Source organism: Bartonella sp. TT29SHDZB (assembly GCF_042193395.1).
Classification (GTDB): domain Bacteria; phylum Pseudomonadota; class Alphaproteobacteria; order Rhizobiales; family Rhizobiaceae; genus Bartonella.
This window is the reverse complement of sequence record NZ_JBHILQ010000007.1, coordinates 1-19,778: the sequence shown is the minus strand read 5'-3', so window position 1 is coordinate 19,778 and position 19,778 is coordinate 1. Positions and strand designations below refer to the sequence as shown.

Below are 19,778 nucleotides of genomic sequence, written 5' to 3'. Positions count from 1 at the left end.
ATGTCTGATCTTGAAGATTCCATCTTACCACCCCTAAAGTGGTTTTCTGATCAAAATCCTCCAATACCAGAAAACGTTCGCGATTGGCTCATGGAATCGGGCTCAATGACGCTTCGATTAAAAAAATATTGTACCTGCCTCCAAGTTCAACCACAACGCGAATGTTTCATTACGCGAGATAAATTAAAAGAAGAAGCAGAACATCTACCCAAAAGTACGCGTTATTGGCTACGCGAAGTCATATTGATAGGAGATAATAAACCTTGGCTCCTTGGACGCACTGTAATTCCACAAGAAACCCTCCTACACAATCAAGCCTTGATGCATTTGGGAACTGTACCTTTAGGACATTATTTATTTAACAATGACAAATTAACCCGCGATTACATTCATATTGGTCAACAAGGTGCGCTATGGGCACGCCGTTCCCGTTTGCGATTAACGGGTAAGCCATTGTTGTTAACTGAACTATTTTTAACAGATTCACCATTGTATCCCCACAAATAGAGGCTACTCATTTTATTCTGCATAATTTATAGATTTTATATAGCTTATAAGGGATTTAATCAGAGAAAAGAATTTCAAAATTATCTCAAGAACACATTACAAACAAAGACTTCTTTTCAAAAGATCTTTTTATTTCATAAACTCAACTTAAAAATCTCTTCCCTAGAAAAAACGTTTTAAAGTTTTGATTTTCTTATCATTAAAACCAGCACTTGAATTAAAAAGATACACGCCATATTGATAAAGCCATCTATATTTAAATTTCTTACCGAATAATCACTACTCTAAAAATATGGTAACTCTTTATCAAACAAATGCTTTGAAACAGCAAAAAAGACAATAATACACTCCCCAAAATTGGAAATCTGTATCAATTAACTTAATCATCCTGTTTTAAAATTTTTAACAGTGCTGACAATAGATCTTTTTTAAAGTAAGAACTCTATAAATACTTTTGTTTTTTAATGGTCTAACAGCTTTGAAAAACAGAAAATATAATCCATAAAAGATGTTTTATTGCTCTATGAGAGCCCCAAAAGTTTAGTTGATATCAAAAAATTATTTTTTTGATAATCGTATGTATGTACAAAATAAATGAAATTTATCAACATCCTACTAACTTACAAAGGCGAGGCACAATAAAAAATATTTTCCCATACCCTTGAATTAATAAGATCTATTGTAATTTTTTACGAAGACGATTACACACTTTAGAAAAATTCATTTGCCCCGCATACCGTTCCTTAAGCCATGCCATCACCTTACCGATATCGCGTAATTTTTCAGCCTTTGTTTGTACCAAAGCTTCACAAAGAACCTGTTCTACTTCCATCTCCTTAAGTTGATAGGGAAGAAATTCACGAATAACTTCTATTTCTGCTTGTCCTCTCTCTGCCAATTCCAAGCAACCAGACTCTTTATAGACTCGTATCAATTCTTCACGCTGTTGAAGCATTTTAGTGAAAACAGATTGTATCTGCTGATCATCCACTTCTAGCTTCCCTTCCTTATAATAAAGAATATCACGATCCCGAACTGCAGCATTCATTAAACGAAGTGTAGCAAGACGCGCACTATCTTGCGCTTTCAAAGCAGCCCTAAGAGCCCCATCAATCTGGTTACGCAACATAAATTTATCCAATTTTGTTCAAGAAGAAGATGCCTTTTAACCAATCTTTATCCATCTTGCAATGGAGGATAAAAAATAATTAAGGACTTGATCTTCGAAAAACTAAAACAAGACTTTACCTCTTCATGGAATGTACTTATACTGCCTATTTCAAGAGAAACGTTACCAGAATAATATACACAGCATCTGTTAAAGGTATGATTTTTGTGTAAAGTTGGTCATTATACCTTTCAGAGAATAAGCCATCATACCTTTAGAATAAATTGTGGATACATACTATGATACAAGCGACTTCACCCAGCCACCCTTGGAGTATCAAAAAACCGACAGCCCTCTTAGTCTTAGCAGATGGGACCGTTATTGAAGGCAAAGGAGCAGGTGCTACAGGTATTGCTGAAGCTGAAGTGTGTTTTAACACCGCCATCACAGGCTATGAAGAAATCCTCACAGACCCGTCATACGCACAACAAATCGTTAATTTTACTTTTCCTCATATAGGAAATGTAGGGGCCAATGACGAAGATATTGAAGCTCTCTCTCCTCTCAATTGTCATGGTGCTGTTGGCGCTATTTTCAAAGCAGACATTACACATCCCTCAAATTATCGAGCCAATGAAAATCTTCATCAATGGCTTAAAACGCGTAAAATTATTGCACTTTGTGGTATTGACACACGTGCTCTCACAATTCTTATTCGTGAAAAAGGTGCGCAAAATGCTGTCATTGCACACGATGCTAATGGAAATTTTGATATTCCTTCTTTAAAGAAACGTGCACAAAAATGGCACGGTCTCGTCAATCTTGACCTTACGAAAGACGTGACATCTCAATCATCAATGCAATGGGATGAAAAACCATGGAGTTGGAATAAAGGATACGGTACAAACAATGTGCATAATCTTCATATCATTGCAATTGACTATGGTATTAAACGCAATATTCTTCGCCTTATGGCAACACAAAAAGCACGCATTACTGTTGTGCCTGCCCACACAACTGCAAAAGAAATTCTGGCAATGAACCCTGATGGCGTTTTTCTTTCTAATGGACCAGGAGACCCCGCAGCTACAGCTCAATATGCCATTCCAACAATCAAAACATTAATTGATCATAATTTACCAATTTTTGGAATATGTCTTGGTCATCAACTTCTCGCTCTTACGGTTGGTGCCAAAACCGTGAAAATGCACCAAGGACATCATGGTGCCAACCACCCAGTTAAAGACCTTAACACTGGAAAAGTTGAGATTGTATCGATGAACCACGGTTTTGCCGTAGATTCTGCCTCTTTACCACAACATGTTCAAGAAACACATATTTCTCTCTTTGATGGTTCGAACTGTGGTATTCGAATCATTGGAAAACCTGTTTTTTCTGTTCAATATCACCCCGAAGCTTCTCCTGGACCACAAGATAGCCACTACCTCTTTCAGCATTTTTGTGATCTCATTATGAATTATAAAAAAATATCTTAAAATAAAAAGCCTCACCTTTTAGCTTCTCTCCTTTAAATTATATCATCTTCCTATGCACAGTTATATTATTTTTATACCTACAACTTATTGAATAAATATTCTTATTTATCATTCTGAAACTAAAAAGAGCGCTCTGAATAGCTTAAATTTTTCTCATTCTTCTCCTCTTAAGGTCGTATCCATCAAAATCATTGGCTTCTCCCCCCCCAAGCAAGATAAGTGTGTCGATAAAAACTATTTTTAAAAAGAGTAAAGTGCCTAATATTCAAATAACTATTTGCTTCACAATATAATTTTAAGAATTCTATTGAGCATGAGAAGCATAATTCCTCCTAAAGAATAAAAAAATTAAAGTGTGAGACAATGCAACAAATCTCTACTTTTTAAAAGATATTGCCGTAGATGGTTTTGAAAACTGTAAAGTCGAATAAAAAAGTAATCGCAAAACAGAAAACATCTTTTCAATTTTACAACTTTATATTCTTCCAAAATGAGGTTTTCTTTCGATTCCAGAACTTATGCCAACAAATATAAGCAATATTTTACTTCCAATTTGCCATATAAAATTTGGAATTGTTCATTCAATACTGATACATCTAACGCAGATACATTTTAATCTTTTGTTTTCAATATGCTGCTGTATTAGCACTGAATATTAATTTGCAAGCAATAGAAAAAATACGGACTCTCCCTCTACAAACAATATCATAAAATAAAAAAATTATTTTTACTAAATGAGAAGGATATATCGATATTTTATACAACACTTTGTGAAACAAATATCACAAAAAACTTTCTGCCTATAAAATGATACATTTTGTTTATATTGTGCATTCTTTAGCAAAATAGTACGTACCAGCCCCTCTCAACAAATTAACGTACCCGCAAGGCAAAAATAACTGTCGCAACGACAAGAAGAAAAAAGCCTCCAACAAAAGGAGCACCAGAAAAATAAAACAGTGCATTTTTATCTGTAAAACATTCAAAAAGAAACACATAAAAAACAGAACCAAATGTTAAACTCAACGAAATAACAGATGTCATCGCTCCTTGCAGTTCTCCTTGTACATTTGTCGGTACCTGCGCTGAAGCAATTGCACGTATAGGTGCATGAACAAGATATTCAAGCATTGTACACATACAAACCATATAAACCATCCACCCCTGCGTCGCGAATGTATAGCCCAGCATAGCAACAGAGGCAAACAAAAGCCCCACTATAACAATATGCCAATCACTCCATCGTTTAGAAAAATAAGGCAAAAAGAGAGCGACTACAATAAATTGGCCTATCCCAAAAACACTATAGGAGAGTCCAATAGAAAAAGAACTCCAATCATAGCGTTCTTTTGCAATGAAAGCCCAAATGCTTAACCATACAGATTCCGCAAACCAATAAAGAAAAAAGACCAATAACACCCAAAGAACCATCGGATATTGTTTCAGGTGCCAAAAAGCACCTAAGGGATTTGCCCGCTTAATATCAAAAAAGCGCCTATTCCATAAAGAAAGGGTTTCTGGAAGCATAACCCAAGAAAAAATAAAATTAATGAGTGAAAAACCAACAGCAAAATAAAACGGAATACGCGGACCAAACTGACCTAAAAAACCACCAATAAACGATCCTAAAATAAACCCCAATGCGGATGCAATGCCTAACAAACCAAAATTGCGTGTACGGGTTTTATCATCAGATATATCCGCAAGATAAGCTGTACAAGTTGCAAAACTAGCACCACTTATCCCTGACAAAAGACGCCCGATAAATAACATAGAATAGCTCCATGCTATAGCACATATGAGATTATCAAGAGCAAAGCAGATAATAGAGAGAAGCAAAATAGGACGACGACCATAACGATCAGAGAGATTGCCAATAACAGGAGCAAACAAAAACTGCATCACTGAATAAGCTGCAAGTAATTTTCCTCTTTCTACAAAAGATGTACTGACCTCTTTTCCAGTTAATTGAGAAAAATATTCAGGCAAAACAGGACAAATGATCGCAATACAAAGAATATCTAACAATAAAGTGATGAACACTAAAATGAGCCCACGCTGAACAAATTTCGGATTGAGCATTTGGTCTTGCATAACATACACACTATTTTACGCATACAATTACTTCCCCGCTATATTTTAACTCCCTTTTCCTTTTAAAAGTATTCTATACCGTATACTTTTCAAATACAAAATAATAACAAAGTAAAAAATTAAGTAAGAGTCAAGATAAAACTATAAAATTACGTTTTAATTGGTATATATTTAATTGCTATCTCATTGTCAAAGAATAAATTTTTTTATTATACGAACAAAATATTTGTGCAACAAACTCATGAACAAAATTTCATGAAACACAAAGTATTTCCAATAGTTTTAGAGACATTATGATGAATTTCATCCGACATCATTTCCCCCTCTCATCCCACCGTTTTCAGGAATCTCAATTCCATTAGATACGTTAGATATCCTACAGTAATTGAAACCTTTTAAAAGATAAGCTCTTAAAAAATTTTCTTACCCTCAGAATATGCTATAAGGTTAAAGCAACATCACCCGAATAGCTTAACAACGTAAAAAGCTCATCATATTTTTAAAAGTATTTATTTGACAATAATTTTGATTAAAAAATAAGTATATTATAGAGAAAGTTCTTTAATTCTATAATCTTAGAAAATATTCATATCGCTTGCAATTTGTGTAACTTTAAAAACCATGATTGTATCTTTATATTCATTGATACTCTTAATGATTGTATGCTAGCATTAAATCTAACGATGAACATGATAAGCATTTAAAAAATAGCACTTTTAGAAATAGTTCGTCATGAATTTTTAATTCAAAAATGGTGTATAAAATGCGAAAAATATCCCTATTAATTCTCATATTAATGTTGGTAACAGGATGTGATGTTCAGGATTCTGATTCACAAGAGAGTATTTTAGAAAATAAAATAAAAACACAACAAACAAACAACGTAAATCTAGATCCCTATACTCTAAATAAATTAAATGCTCTTCTCAAAAAACGTTCAGAAACAAATTATCAGGAAAAAGGGGCACTCATTGACTTTCTTTCTGAAGCTTTTTTAGGGACACCTTACCAAGCAAATATGTTACATGGCTCAGAAAATACACCAGAAAAACTGATTATTGACTTTAGAGGCTTAGATTGCTTCACTTACCTAGATTATGTTGAAGCATTGCGCAAATCAACATCTCAAACAGAATTCATAAATAACGTCATAAAAACGCGTTATATTAACGGTAATGTTCATTTTTTAAATCGGAAACATTTTTTTACGGATTGGGCTTATAGAGAATATAAACTTGCCACTGATATTACCGCTGAAATAAGTCCCCATGCGGTAAAAATAGAAAAATATCTCAACAAAAAAGCTGATGGTGGAAGCTATCTCCCTGGGTTGCCAGTTGTGAAACGCACAATAACGTATATTCCAAGTAACTTTATTAATGAGGAGGTTATAGGTCGTTTACAGTCTGGTGATTTCATTGGTATTTATACGAAACTTGCTGGATTGGATGTAACACATGTGGGCTTCTTTATCATGACAGATAAAGGGCCAATGTTAAGAAATGCTTCTTCACGAAAAGAAAACGAAAAAGTCGTTGATTCTCCTTTTATGAATTATGTTGAAAAAACACCAGGAATCATTGTTTTAAGAGCTCTTGAATAACATGCGATATGAAATATCTTCTCTATTCTTAAAATATATACTGTCGTTATTCAGGTAAACATCTAACTTCGTTCAAGCTATACAGATACAATATATTTGTTTACAGTTTTAAGAGAAAAAAGTCGTTTTGATCTAACTTTGTTTATAGGTATGACAAAATCATTTTTGGAGAAATCACGGATTTATAATCACTTTATACTGGTTGAACGATAAAGACAGAAAAAAGTCTACTATAGTATCACGCTTTCCTTTCATATTCTCAACCAAGAGTTATCTATAGATTACAGCTAATCTGATCTTTACAAATATAACGCAAAAGACACAAACGAATGTTTGTAAAAATAAGTAAAAGTAAAGCCAGATATGTTTGGTTATTGTCTATAAAGTATTTTATAAAAATTCGATCTACCTCTCTAATTTATTGCATATAAATTTTTGACTTTATAGCTTTGTTTTCCTTATAAAGTCTTTGCTTTTTGTTGTTGTCTATAAATTAAAATAGCCCTAATGTAGCAGCATATTATGATTAGGATGCACCAGTACTGTACGAGTCCTTGTAAAATTTTGATGCCAGATTGGAATGAAAATATGAAGGCATCAATTAAAAACCAGTTTCTATCTTTAGCATCATTCTTTAGTTCAGCTTTACAATTTTCTACAGTAACGACAATAATATCCTTTAAAGAGTAGAGTTATGAGCATGATTTTTGTTTTTTCATCTTTTAATGAGTCCCCCATCCTTCATGCAATAAAGAACACTCTAAACAGAACACATTGTATCGATAAAACAACACATTTATTAGCAACAATAATGATGATTAATCTATGATCACAAACTTTAAAACCCTATTCATAACTTTTATACAAAATTTATAATTAAATCTCATTAAACTTATTACGAAGGCTTCACTCCTCTTCGCCCTAAGAAACGAAACATCTACTCCCGACAGTCTGTAAACGATCCGTTTTCTTAAATGGATTTAAGCTGCTAACCATTTCATGAGATTCACTTACAAAAGAATACACCGGCAAGTCCTATTTTGAATATTTACTCCATACTCTAAAAACACTTAATAGATCAAACTTTATATGGCTTATCTCACCACACCTTAAATGGCAGTGTTTTAACGACATAGAATAAATCTTACCTTAAATACTCTGTTTAACCTTGTATACTTGATTAATGCAAAAATTAAATCAACAAAAGAGCATCATTGTATTTTCGAGAGGTATGAATCACCCCATCATAAAAAAACAGTCTAACATAACAGACAATTTGAAAAAAACTTTTTATATAAAAGGGATTACCGTTGTACCGGGAGGCAATTTTGCCTCATCTTCAGGCTCGACATGAATAGAAATACGCACATTATCAAATTCTTTTTGAAGAACAGCTTCGATTTTATCACAAATTTTATGTGCTTCTCCTACCTGCATTATAGCAGGCACAACCAAATGAAACTCTATAAAAGTAACCCTCCCAGCAACACGCGTCCGCAAATCATGGACCTCAAGCGCACCCGATGCATTTGCAGAAATTAGCTCCCGAATCCGCATGCTTTCATTCAATTCAACGCCAACATCCATTAATCCCTGAACAGCATTTCTAATCACCTTCCAGCCCTGTAAGAGAATATTAACGGCAACGATTATCGCTAAAATTGGATCTAAAGCTCCCCATCCTCCGACAAAACCGGCAATCAAACCAATTAAAATTGCAAGCGACGTAAAAACATCTGTTATAAAATGCACTCCATCAGCTTTAAGAGCCGGTGAGCGATGGAGTTTTCCCTGCCCAATAAGAACCATTCCCCACATACAATTTATGACAGTTGCAATAAGATGAATAACAAGCCATATTCCAGGTTTCTGCAACAATTTAACGGTAGAAAGAGCTATCCATGCTTCTCTTAAAATAACAATTGCTGCAATAATAATGAGTATCCCTTCAAGAATTGCGGAAAAATATTCCGCTTTATGATGCCCAAAGGGATGATCATGATCCGCTGGCTTCATACTCACTTTAACAGCCCACCATGCTGCTAATGACGCAAGAATATTAACGATTGATTCCAATGCATCAGAATAAAGTGCAACCGAACCTGTGATGTGATATGCCCAATATTTCAAAGCAAAAACAATACACGCAATAAAAATAGAGTATAAAGTTAAGCTTTGTATATTGATTTTTACATCCATGAACCTCATCCTTTTCTTCACGAAATAGGGAATTAATATTTTTAACCATATCATGATACTTTTGGCATAACGACGATCTTTCCTCAATATTACAGAAGCTTCATCATACAATAAACGCCTCAGCTCACCATTATTATCGTAAAAACTGCTCAGTTACATGAACAGCATCAATAAATAAAGAAGAGAGAAAATAATAGAAAAAAGAGCTTTCCCAAGAGCAATCAAACACATCACCTTCATTATTAATCGTTTTCTGAATAACTTAAAGCCATCTCACGTCTCATAAATGAAAAACTTGTTTGTGCTAAAATATATCATGATCATGCATTATTTTTTAATCTTATGATGTGCATTATAAGCCATCTTTGCACCTTAGAAAAAATATCTTAGCACTCTACTGTAACCTTACAGGTCAACTGGATTTTAAAAGATGATTTATTAAAAAATTTAGATATAAAAAGAAAAACAATGATTACCCTCAAAAAAAAAGAATCTGGGCATTGGGGACCCAGATTCTTTTCCCTTAGAAATTAAGGGCATACAGAACTTGGGAAATAGCGGGGACCCAAGACACTGCACCCGATACGAGAAAAAATATATGATTCCGTATCAGTATTTTTACATTATACCTATGGTTGTATATTGTCAACACAAATTCTACCATAAGTTTTAAAATAATGTTTTTTTATCTCTTTTTTTTAAATAAAATAAATTCTAACATCTGGAGATCATAAGAAAAAAGCACTAAAAATCTCGCATGCATTTGAATATCACAACAATCAATGAAACAGATGATCCACGCCTAAAAGCCTATCATAATATCCGTGAAAAAGATCTTGTTGGACGGCAACATCAATTTATTGCTGAAGGCAAAGTAACATTGTCCGCATTACTACACTCGAAAGAGTTTTCTGCCATCTCACTGCTCATCGTAGCAAACCGTCTCTCTGGACTTCTACCGCTTTTAGAAAAAACACAACCTCTATGTCCCATTTATTGCGTTCCACAAAAAGTTATGGATAATATCACCGGCTTCCATGTTCATCGTGGTGTTCTGGGTATTGGTAAACGTAAAATACTGCCATCCTTACAAAGTTTTTTAAAACATCTTCCAGAAAAAGCTTTGATTCTTGTTTTATGTGGTATCTCGAATCACGATAATATGGGATCAATTTTTCGTAATGCAGCAGCCTTTGCCTGTAATGGCATTATTGTCGACAAAACCTCATGCGATCCACTTTATCGCAAATCAATAAGAGTGTCTGCCGGCGCTGCTTTAAAAGTACCCTATACGCAAAACGCTGATATAGATGACATTATAGCTGCTCTAAACGATGAAAACTTTCATCTTTATGCACTCTCCCCTTCTGCCTCACACACTCTCAAACAAGCCAACAAAAGCAAAAGAATGGCACTTATTTTTGGAACAGAAGGCGATGGCTTACCACCCCATATACTACAACAATCAAAAACCTTACGTATTCCCATGACTGAGGGTTTTGACAGCCTTAATGTTGCCACAGCCTCAGGTATCGCACTTGCTCATTTTACCAACTTTGACCACTAAAAATGATAACACTTCAAGTTATAGAACATACCGATGTTGTATGTTATCTATCAGTCTCCAATAATATTGCCGTCCCCTAGCCTTTGAAAGCATTGATAAAAAACATTTTTACATTTTCTTTATCATCACTTTCCACACCCTAACCCCACTTATGACGTGCAAAAGATATAATTTTGATGGATTCAATCATAAAACAAACTTTCAATGAAAAAATCCTCCGGCATTCTCTCATTCAAGTTTAAGATTAAAAAAATATCATTATAAATCAACTTACTATGTTTTATGAAGCTGTTGTTTTTAGTTCAGATGAAACAGAATCTTTTGTTTCGAGATTGCATAAAACGCGCTCTAACATCATTTCAGTATCGGCTGCACGTTCTGAATGTGTTACAAATCCTCCCCCAAGAATACGCGCCTCATGACCATTTCCATCATAAAGAACGCAAGCTTGCCCTGGTGCCACACCATTTTCACATTCCAATAAATCAACGGAAAAAATACCTCCTTTATAATGTAAGCGTGCAAGATGAGGAGGACGCGTTGAACGCACCTTTACAGCCACCTCAATACCTTGAGAAGGGAATTTATCCAAGGGCTCATCACCAAGCCAATTCACATCACGTAAAAAAAGCTTATGCGTTTCGAGCATTTCACGCGGACCAACAATAACACGTGCATTTTCCACATCGAGATAAACCACATAAAGCGCTTCACCCGTTGACACCCCAATACCACGACGTTGACCAACCGTATAATTAACAATACCCGAATGTTTACCTAAAATCTTTCCATCAATATGAACAATAACGCCAGGATTAGCTGCTTCTGGACGCAGTTTTGCGATAACATCTGAATATTTTCCTTGTGGAACAAAACAAATATCCTGACTATCATGCTTATTGGCAACCACAAAGCCCATTTCTGCTGCCATTTCACGAACGCGGGCTTTTGGAAGGTCACCAAGTGGAAAACGCAAATAATCAATCTGTTCTTGTGTCGTTGCAAAGAGAAAATAACTCTGATCACGATCATTATCGAGAGGACGAAAGAGTGCTCGATGCGCTCCGTTGGAACGCGAACGAATATAATGTCCAGTAGCCAAAGCATCTGCCCCCAATTCGCGTGCCGTTGCTAATAAATCAGCAAACTTAACCGTTTGATTACATGCAATACATGGAACTGGGGTCTCTCCATGAGCATAGCTTTCTGCAAAAGGATCAATAACAGCTTCGCGAAAGCGCTTTTCATAATCAAGAACATAATGCGGTATTCCTAATGTTTCTGCAACGCGGCGTGCATCCTCAATATCTTGTCCTGCACAACACGCCCCCACCCGATGCGTTGCTGCCCCATGATCATAAAGCTGCAACGTAATGCCAATAACATTATACCCTTCCTTTTTCAAAAGACCTGCAACAACCGATGAATCAACCCCCCCCGACATTGCAACAACAATGCGAGAATCCTCAGGTTGTCCTGGTAAATCAAGACTGTTTAAAAACATGTATTCATTCTCTATTTAATGTTCTTTTTAATGGCTACCCATATGTTAACATTCTGATGCACGCTCTTCAGCACTTTTACACGATTGATTGTCTTTATATTATTTTTTTATCCTTTCCACAACCATAGGCATTACTTTCTTAAGAGCTGCTGCAAACAAAAAAAGAATGATGGAAATAAGGCATAATGGCAATCGTTTAGGAGAAATCCTTTTTTGCTCTTTTGAAAAATGGGGTAAAATATTGCAAGAATCTCTTTTACACACTTCAACTTGAGCTTCTTTTTACATGCCCAATCACTTTATTAATTTTTTCTTTCAGCGCTTTTAGCTCTTTTTTAAATTTCATGCTCTATAAACGAATCAAGTCCTTGACTCAAGGTAGAGGATACGAATGAGCAACTTGATAAAAACACAAATGAAATATGTTATTGGGCCAGATGGAAGTCCGCTTACAATTGCCGACCTACCGCCGCAAACAACACGGCGCTGGGTGATTCGTCGCAAAGCTGAAGTTGTTGCGGCTGTCAGAGGTGGATTGTTAAGTCTTGACGAAGCGTGCCACCGTTATACTTTGACTGTAGAAGAATTTCTTTCATGGCAAAGTTTAATCGATGAACACGGTTTAGCGGGATTACGAACGACCAAGATTCAACACTACAGGCATTAAGTTGCCATTAATTACGATTTGATAACATAAAGCAATTTATAAAATAGCCAAATTTAATAAAAATTTGGCTATTTTATACTATATCCAAAAGATAAATCTGAAAGAATGGATTTTTTAATAATTGCTTTAATTGCTTTTATCATCCAGCCATTAAATTAACCAACCACTGAATTAGCCAACCATTGAATTAGATTGAATCAAAATATTCTTATCATCCGCAGAAATCTTCTTTTCTCGGGCTTCCAAAAGCTGTGCACGTTGCAGCTCTGTATTAGCTTCATGGAGAGCAATTTCAGCGTTTGTTTTTTGAAGTTCTAAATCACGAATTGAATTGACCAGATTATCACGTCTTTGCCGCGCTGCACGCGCAAAAGCAGAATAAGCAAAATGGTGAACATCATTGTTTCCAGATTTACGTTCTTCATGAGAAATCTGTGCTTCCAACTCTAACACCATTCTTTCAAATTCTGCGATCATCATCTCAAGCTGTGCAATTTCACGGCGCTTTCCACGCACTTGAAACATCCTCAATCGCACCATATTTTCTCGTGGCTTCATACTCACTACTCCTTGATTGCGCAACTCAAAACTCGCATTCACACCCAATAAATATCTTTTATTTATATGTCTATCCGACAAAAACAGTCTATTAACTTGAAATTATAATAATTTTTGCCTTTCATTAAAGCATCTGAAAATACAATCTGCTTTAAAGAGCAATAACTATTTCTTTAACTTTCCCCCCCATTATAAAATGAAGAGGTTTAAAGCTCAGTAAATAAACACTGAAATTGTAAAAAAGTAATTTATAAAGCTCTTTTACAAATTTTTTTTAAATTAAAGTTTATAGAAAAAGCCCTCCTTTGTTTATTATGTTAAAAAATATGGGATTTTTCTAAAATAATTTTGTAGCCTCTTTCAAAAATAAAAATATTTTGTTAACCACTATCATGGATAGTGGGGAATTTAGTAGTGATTGTTACGCGTACTACTGAAATGTTCATAAACACTTTGTTATAAGTGTTTAATTTAATGAATTGTTTTTATAACAGTGGCTTTGCTAACTGATATAAAATAGAAATGCTCCTTATGATTCGTGAAGGAGCAAAATGAGGGATCTAAAATGCGCGTATTATTAATTGAAGATGATAGAGCAGTTACTCAAAGCATTGAGTTGATGTTAAAGTCGGCTAACTTTAATGTTTATATCACTGATCTGGGTGAAGAAGGTATCGATTTAGGAAAACTCTATGATTATGATATCATTTTGCTTGATCTGAATTTGCCTGACATGTCAGGGTATGATGTCTTGCGGACTCTAAGGTTGGCAAAAATAAAAACTCCTGTCCTAATCCTTTCTGGTATGAATGCCATTGAAGACAAGGTTCGTGGTTTTGGCTTTGGAGCAGACGACTATATGACGAAACCTTTTCATAAGGATGAGCTCATTGCACGTATCCATGCAGTTGTTCGTCGTTCTAAAGGACATGCACAATCTGTTATTGTTACCGGAGATCTCACCGTTAACCTTGACACAAAAACCGTCGAAGTTGCAGGGCGCCCTGTTCATTTAACCGGTAAAGAATACCAAATGCTAGAGCTTCTCTCTTTACGCAAAGGTACCACCCTTACCAAGGAAATGTTTCTCAATCATCTCTATGGTGGAATGGATGAACCAGAACTAAAGATTATCGATGTTTTTATCTGTAAATTGCGGAAAAAATTGGAAGCAATCTCTTCCAGTGTAAATTACATTGATACAGTTTGGGGACGTGGCTATGTATTACGTGATCCAGTTGAAGAGAACGTACGAAAAACCGCTTAAGCAGTGAACATGCATATTGTAAAATCTCGGAGTGTAGCGGGCCGAGATTTTTTCCCGAGATCTTTTCTCTATTAAAAGTAGAGAACTCGCACACCAAAAATCTCATATAGAAAGCGCTTAAAGCTTAAGAAGTAACCACACCAAATTTACACATATAACCTTATCGCTTATAAGTTCAATCGAAGCCACTTTTCCCAACATGGCTTAAGCGCTTCTTTCTTGTTCAAAGCTTTTTTACACTTTCTAAAACAATACAATCATCACTTTCATCAATATTTATTTTCATCTCTGTCATCTGAGCAAGTAACATTGTGTAATAAAATTGGATGACATGTGCATCAACAAGCTCTTCTTGAATTTCTCCACGCAATAAAGCAAGAAAATGAGGGGGTATACGGAAAGTTCTACCGAAAATCTCAAAACGAAAAGAACGTTTATTTTCTTCTTGCAAAATCATAACAACAATTTCACCCCCACGAGAAACTGTTGCGTTTGCAATCAATAATAAATTAAGCAAAAGTTTAACTTCATCTTTTGCTAACAATAAAGAAGAAGCTTGCCATTTTAAAGTTGCTTTTTCTTCTTTCATATATTGTTGAGCAACCTGCTCTGCAGCCCGTGTATCTATTTGTCCTCCACTTGCACCAGCAAAACCAAAAGCCAATCGCGCAAATTGTAGACGTGCAGAAGCACTCGCAACGGATAAACGCACTAATTGTAAAGCATCTTCTTCAGCTCCTCCTTCATCATAAAGCTCCATTGCATTTTGAATAGCCCCCACAGGTGAAATCAAATCATGGCAAATACGACTACAAAGCAAAGCAGCAAGATCCGTAGACTTCAAAGAGATATTTAACATCATAATGATTGAAAACTCCTAGATTAAAAAAACAAACTTTATTTTAAAGAAAAACTCTTAACATCTGATGCATAATAGGAAACATTAATAATTATGCTAAAAAAATTTCAGAAATAAATTCAAGAATTTAAATAAGCTTACATCTTATTTTTTTATTTGAATAGAATGAAAATTCTAATATTATCTTTTGTTTATCACTAATAAAAGGAGAAAACTCCATGGCTCACTCTCTTATAAGATACTGGTACAAAAATATTATATCTTTAATCTTCCTTTTATTCGTCACTATAAATACTGCACATGCTCAACTAAAACCAATAAGGCAAAATGAACCTCATTATTCACTCCAAGAAATTATTGATTCCGGTCATATTTTTTTTGGAAAAACAGCGAGTGGTCTGGCTGTTGCAATTCAAAATATTTTTTCACAATACGGTTATCCCAATGCCTATATTTTAGGAGAAGAAGCTTCTGGAGCCTTTTTTGCTGGATTAACCTATGGCGAAGGAATGGTTTTTACCAAAAGCTACGGTCAACATAAAGTTTTTTGGCAAGGCCCCTCAGTAGGATGGGATTTTGGCGGCCAAGGCTCCCGTTTAATGATCTTAGTTTACAATCTTAATGGCATAAATAATTTATGGAAACGCTATGGTGGTATTTCAGGTTCGGCCTATTTAATAGCAGGTGTTGGTTTTCATGTCCTCAAATACCATAATACCTTGTTAATCCCAATACGTACAGGAGTCGGCGCACGGCTTGGTATAAATATAGGATATTTAAAATTAACACCTAGGCCAACTTGGAATCCGTTTTAAACGGTTTCTTATTTGAAAAGGGGTATTATGCTTATTCAATCATTTCTTTTTTTTATACTTGGAGTTGCTTTCACTTCTTGGTTACTGGTGCTTTTATCTCCTTTTATTTGGCGTAAAGCCGTTCATTTTGCGTATAAAGATGTTTGTGCGCAAATGCCATTATCACTCGCGGAAATAGAAGCAAACCAAGATTTTCTTCGTGCACAACATGCTGTAGAATTAGCAAACAACCAACAAAAGTACGAATTTTTGCAAAAAAAATATGCCCAACAAAAAATACAACTGAGCCAAGTAACAGAACAGTTTTATCGGCTATGCCTCCCCACAAAAGATACTCTCACCAAAGAAGCAATAGCAATCAAACAAAATATCGCCACACTATACACTTCCAAAGGAAAGACAAATGATTCGTGAAAAAATTGCACACTATCAGCAACGTTTACGAAAAATCCAAACTCATGAGCTTGACACGACTACTAACCACCAATTGCTGGAAGAACTCCGTGAAGAAACAAAAGAACTTGCAGCAACATTAGCAGCTCAAATAGCGCTACAAGAGGGGGATACATCACCCATCAACACATTGATTCAAAAATCCAAAAGCAAAAATGACCTAGCATCACGTATTCGCAAAAAAATAACGTTTCTCTCAAAAAGCCCCGTTAAATAAGTTATCTTTTAAAACACCTTAAAATGGAGAGTAAAATCAACAAAGGTTCATTGTAACTTTCATAACCCAAATCCTTTTTATTAAACGTAACTTTCTAGCTAAGCTAAAGGACAACGTTTTTTAACCCATAGCGTTCTGTAAAAAAACATCTTCTTGTCTAACAGATTCACTTTCTAATCATATCACCGCCCTAAAGGATAACATTTCATAGTCCCTAGAAAGGAAATAACACCAAAATATTGGTTACACACTCTAACAAAAAATACCTTCTAAGATGGATCACCAATAGAGCTTTGACCATAATTTTAAGGATAAACACACGCTCTCAAGAGTGATAAAAATCTCTTATTTTTTTGATAATCATATCCTGATCCGTTTGTGTCAAGTAAGGATGCATTGGTAAACTTAAAACACACTCTCCCAAAGACTCTGAAACAGCAAGGGAATCTTTTACATAAGGGAAGTGTTTATAAGCAGGCTGTTGATGTAAAGGAATTTTATAATAAATCATTGTAGGGATAGAATTTTTTTGTAAAAAATCTTTTAATTTATCACGTTCTTTTACCTTAATCGTATATTGTGCATAAGCAGAACGAATATTTTCTCCCATTTCTGGAACTGTAACAATATCTCTTAAGCCATTGGAATAACGTTGAGCAATTTCTACACGCTTTTCCATTTCATCTTCAAAGATCACAAACTTTTCTAGTAAAATTGCAGCCTGAATACTATCTAGGCGCGAATTCATACCAATACGTACATTGTCATATTGCGTTTCACCTTTACCATGAAACAAAATAGAACGTAAAAGTTCTGCCAAATGATCATCATTGGTCATCATAGCGCCTCCATCGCCATAACATCCTAATGGTTTTGCAGGATAAAAACTTGTGGCAGCCACATCACCAAAAGCACCGCACATAATATTACCGCTTCTTCCGCCCATAGATTGAGCAGCATCTTCAATCACAAAAAGGTTTTCCTTTGCTGCCACTTGAGCAATTTGCACATAATCAGCAGGCAGCCCAAACAAATCAACAGCAATAATAGCCTTTGGCTTTAAACGTCCCTCTTTTTTTACCATTTTGATTGCGTGAGAAAGTTTTTCAACATCAATATTGAAGGTATCAGGTAAAACATCAACAAAAACAGGTTCAGCCCCCACCAAAGCAACCACTTCAGCCGTTGCTGAAAATGTAAAACTAGGACAAAAAACAGCATCTCCTGGACCAATATTTTTAGCCATAAGAGGCATCTTCAAAGCATCTGTTCCATTAGCACATGCAATCACATGTTTAACGCCAAGATATTCTGCCAATTTGTCTTCAAATTCTGTTACTTTTGGCCCCAAAATATACTTACCACTAGCGACTACATGCGCAATTGCAGAATTAATTTTATCTTCAATACGCGCACGCTGCGCCCCAAGGTCTATGAATTGCATATTAACTCCATTGATCATCACAAGAATGCAAAAGCGCTACCTATCTCTTTTATCTATTATAATTGACATCAGCAGCTGTTAAAATCCGTAAAACCGCAATAGCATCATCACCATTTGTACGAGGTGATTGACGCGTTTCAATACATTGAAGGAAATGCCGTAATTCGCAAGTAAGCGGCAAATCTTCACAAACATCAATGTAATTCAGCTCATCCATGCTAAAAGCCCACTCTTGATTTTCTTTCCAAACAGCAAAATGGTGTATTGCCAATTTACGACTCCACGGTTCCATATCATCAAAAACGAGCATAGCCTTTGTTCCAACAACAGTTAAACGCCTCTCACGATAAGAACTCAAGCGTGAAGTAAAAAGATGACTACGCACACCATTTGGAAAAATCATATGAATATGAGAAAAATCAGAAATCTGATCAACGACAGCAGCCCCCTCACCGCGAATTTCGGAAGGTTCACATCCTGTCAACGCCAAAATCATTGAAAGATCATGAGGGGCAAGATCCCATAAAGCATCACTGTGTGTGTGAAATTTTCCAAAGCCTAATCTATGAGAATAAATATATCGCACATCTCCCACATCTCCATTTTTCACCAATTCACACATTTTTTCAAAAGCCGGATGAAAACGCAAAATATGGCCCACCATAAAAACTCGCTCATAGGCCTCAGCCTCCTGAACTTGGCGTTTAGCATCAGAAACATTTAGAGCTATTGGTTTTTCCACCAAAACATCTTTACCGCTTTTAACAGCACGAAGCACATTTTGCGTATGAAATTGTGGAGGCAGCGCTAACACCAGTGCATCAATATCTCGCTGAGTAAAAAGATCATCTGGTTTAACAACCTCTACACCATACAGTGTTGCAAAACTGGCAGCACGATCACTATCAATATCAGAAACTGCTGCTAAAGCCCCAAGAGAGTGGAGTGTCCGTATATGATTTTCACCCCAATGACCGCATCCTAAAACCGCTACACGTGGCACCATTTTCATGCCTTACCTTACTTTATCATATGAAAATTACACTTTTACATATCGAGGATAAAATAGAATGACAAGAGAAAAGCTTAAAAACGATGCTTGACATCTTACTATTCTACCCCTTATATCCGCAAAAGATGTAATTACTGACAATTATGATTGCTTATTTTGGCGGAGTAGCTCAGTAGGTTAGAGCAGAGGAATCATAATCCTTGTGTCGGGGGTTCAAATCCCTCCTCCGCTACCATTACTTTTTGTTGTGTATGTAGCTTGCCAGCGGGTTTTGTATAATTTGCCACTAGGTTTTGTACCAATTTATTTTTTTTCAAAGAGTTTTAAAGGTGTTCTCAAAGGGTCTTCAAAGACCTTTCAAAGATCATTTAAAGCCTCTTTTTCTTTTCTGCTCAAAATCGCAATTTT

Annotated in this window: 17 protein-coding genes and 1 tRNA gene; 10 read left to right on the top strand and 8 right to left on the bottom strand. The window is 35.5% G+C overall.

All coding sequences use genetic code 11. The features are described from left to right. Positions 1 to 507 (top strand): chorismate lyase, encoded by a 507-nt coding sequence (gene ubiC / locus ACFIJJ_RS04935; RefSeq protein ID WP_375623428.1) that lies wholly within the window; start codon positions 1 to 3, stop codon positions 505 to 507. A gap of 676 nt (positions 508 to 1,183) precedes the next feature. Here the strand turns inward: ubiC and ACFIJJ_RS04930 are convergent. Beyond that, positions 1,184 to 1,636: a GatB/YqeY domain-containing protein gene (locus ACFIJJ_RS04930; RefSeq protein ID WP_375646143.1), complete on the bottom strand. Its 453-nt coding sequence runs from the start codon at positions 1,634 to 1,636 to the stop codon at positions 1,184 to 1,186. 278 nt (positions 1,637 to 1,914) lie between these two features. Here ACFIJJ_RS04930 and carA point away from each other — a divergent pair, with 278 nt between their 5' ends. Beyond that, entirely contained in the window at positions 1,915 to 3,111 is a 1,197-nt protein-coding gene (carA, locus tag ACFIJJ_RS04925; protein WP_375646141.1) for a glutamine-hydrolyzing carbamoyl-phosphate synthase small subunit, read from the top strand. An 873-nt stretch (positions 3,112 to 3,984) separates the two neighbouring features. On the opposite strand, the gene ACFIJJ_RS04920 is transcribed toward carA, so the two are convergent. Beyond that, positions 3,985 to 5,205, bottom strand: coding sequence for an MFS transporter (locus ACFIJJ_RS04920; RefSeq protein WP_273790812.1), 1,221 nt, complete (start codon positions 5,203 to 5,205; stop codon positions 3,985 to 3,987). A 763-nt stretch (positions 5,206 to 5,968) separates the two neighbouring features. Between ACFIJJ_RS04920 and ACFIJJ_RS04915 the strand changes: the two genes are divergently transcribed. Continuing rightward, entirely contained in the window at positions 5,969 to 6,808 is an 840-nt protein-coding gene (locus ACFIJJ_RS04915) for a DUF1460 domain-containing protein (RefSeq protein ID WP_375646138.1), read from the top strand. A gap of 1,290 nt (positions 6,809 to 8,098) precedes the next feature. Here ACFIJJ_RS04915 and ACFIJJ_RS04910 read toward each other — a convergent pair. Then, entirely contained in the window at positions 8,099 to 9,007 is a 909-nt protein-coding gene (locus ACFIJJ_RS04910) for a cation diffusion facilitator family transporter (protein WP_375623438.1), read from the bottom strand. Positions 9,008 to 9,764: 757 nt separating this feature from the next. Here ACFIJJ_RS04910 and ACFIJJ_RS04905 point away from each other — a divergent pair. Beyond that, a complete protein-coding gene (locus tag ACFIJJ_RS04905; RefSeq protein WP_375623440.1) occupies positions 9,765 to 10,574 on the top strand; it encodes a TrmH family RNA methyltransferase in 810 nt (269 codons plus the stop codon). A gap of 280 nt (positions 10,575 to 10,854) precedes the next feature. Here ACFIJJ_RS04905 and mnmA read toward each other — a convergent pair whose 3' ends face one another. Further along, positions 10,855 to 12,078 carry a tRNA 2-thiouridine(34) synthase MnmA gene (gene mnmA / locus ACFIJJ_RS04900; protein ID WP_375623442.1) on the bottom strand — a complete coding sequence of 408 codons (1,224 nt, stop codon included), beginning with the start codon at positions 12,076 to 12,078 and terminating at the stop codon, positions 10,855 to 10,857. A 391-nt stretch (positions 12,079 to 12,469) separates the two neighbouring features. Between mnmA and ACFIJJ_RS04895 the strand changes: the two genes are divergently transcribed. Beyond that, positions 12,470 to 12,745, top strand: a complete 276-nt coding sequence (locus tag ACFIJJ_RS04895) for a DUF1153 domain-containing protein (protein ID WP_273790817.1) — start codon at positions 12,470 to 12,472, stop codon at positions 12,743 to 12,745. Between the two features lie 171 nt (positions 12,746 to 12,916). Here ACFIJJ_RS04895 and ACFIJJ_RS04890 read toward each other — a convergent pair whose 3' ends face one another. Further along, positions 12,917 to 13,303 carry a flagellar export protein FliJ gene (locus ACFIJJ_RS04890; RefSeq protein ID WP_375623444.1) on the bottom strand — a complete coding sequence of 129 codons (387 nt, stop codon included), beginning with the start codon at positions 13,301 to 13,303 and terminating at the stop codon, positions 12,917 to 12,919. 565 nt (positions 13,304 to 13,868) lie between these two features. Between ACFIJJ_RS04890 and ctrA the strand changes: the two genes are divergently transcribed. Further along, positions 13,869 to 14,570, top strand: coding sequence for a response regulator transcription factor CtrA (ctrA, locus tag ACFIJJ_RS04885; protein ID WP_375623446.1), 702 nt, complete (start codon positions 13,869 to 13,871; stop codon positions 14,568 to 14,570). Positions 14,571 to 14,793: 223 nt separating this feature from the next. Here the strand turns inward: ctrA and chpT are convergent, their stop codons facing one another. Then, positions 14,794 to 15,432, bottom strand: a complete 639-nt coding sequence (chpT, locus tag ACFIJJ_RS04880; protein ID WP_375623448.1) for a histidine phosphotransferase ChpT — start codon at positions 15,430 to 15,432, stop codon at positions 14,794 to 14,796. A 215-nt stretch (positions 15,433 to 15,647) separates the two neighbouring features. On the opposite strand from chpT, the gene ACFIJJ_RS04875 reads away from it, so the two are divergent. From ACFIJJ_RS04875 to ACFIJJ_RS04865, 3 genes are read left to right on the top strand one after another with little or no spacing between them, the layout of a single operon-like run. Continuing rightward, positions 15,648 to 16,244, top strand: coding sequence for a DUF1134 domain-containing protein (locus tag ACFIJJ_RS04875; protein WP_375623450.1), 597 nt, complete (start codon positions 15,648 to 15,650; stop codon positions 16,242 to 16,244). A gap of 27 nt (positions 16,245 to 16,271) precedes the next feature. Beyond that, complete coding sequence (locus ACFIJJ_RS04870; RefSeq protein WP_375623452.1) at positions 16,272 to 16,658, top strand: hypothetical protein; 387 nt, start codon at positions 16,272 to 16,274, stop codon at positions 16,656 to 16,658. Continuing rightward, positions 16,648 to 16,914, top strand: coding sequence for a hypothetical protein (locus ACFIJJ_RS04865; RefSeq protein WP_375623454.1), 267 nt, complete (start codon positions 16,648 to 16,650; stop codon positions 16,912 to 16,914). The genes ACFIJJ_RS04870 and ACFIJJ_RS04865 overlap by 11 nt, the downstream gene beginning before the upstream one ends. 325 nt (positions 16,915 to 17,239) lie before the next feature. Here the strand turns inward: ACFIJJ_RS04865 and ACFIJJ_RS04860 are convergent, their stop codons facing one another. Both ACFIJJ_RS04860 and ACFIJJ_RS04855 read right to left on the bottom strand, forming a co-directional pair. Next, positions 17,240 to 18,358 carry a DegT/DnrJ/EryC1/StrS family aminotransferase gene (locus ACFIJJ_RS04860; protein ID WP_375623456.1) on the bottom strand — a complete coding sequence of 373 codons (1,119 nt, stop codon included), beginning with the start codon at positions 18,356 to 18,358 and terminating at the stop codon, positions 17,240 to 17,242. Between the two features lie 49 nt (positions 18,359 to 18,407). After that, a complete protein-coding gene (locus ACFIJJ_RS04855; protein ID WP_375623460.1) occupies positions 18,408 to 19,364 on the bottom strand; it encodes a Gfo/Idh/MocA family protein in 957 nt (318 codons plus the stop codon). Between the two features lie 164 nt (positions 19,365 to 19,528). Here ACFIJJ_RS04855 and ACFIJJ_RS04850 point away from each other — a divergent pair. Continuing rightward, positions 19,529 to 19,605 (top strand) — tRNA-Met (locus ACFIJJ_RS04850). Positions 19,606 to 19,778 lie beyond the last annotated feature (173 nt).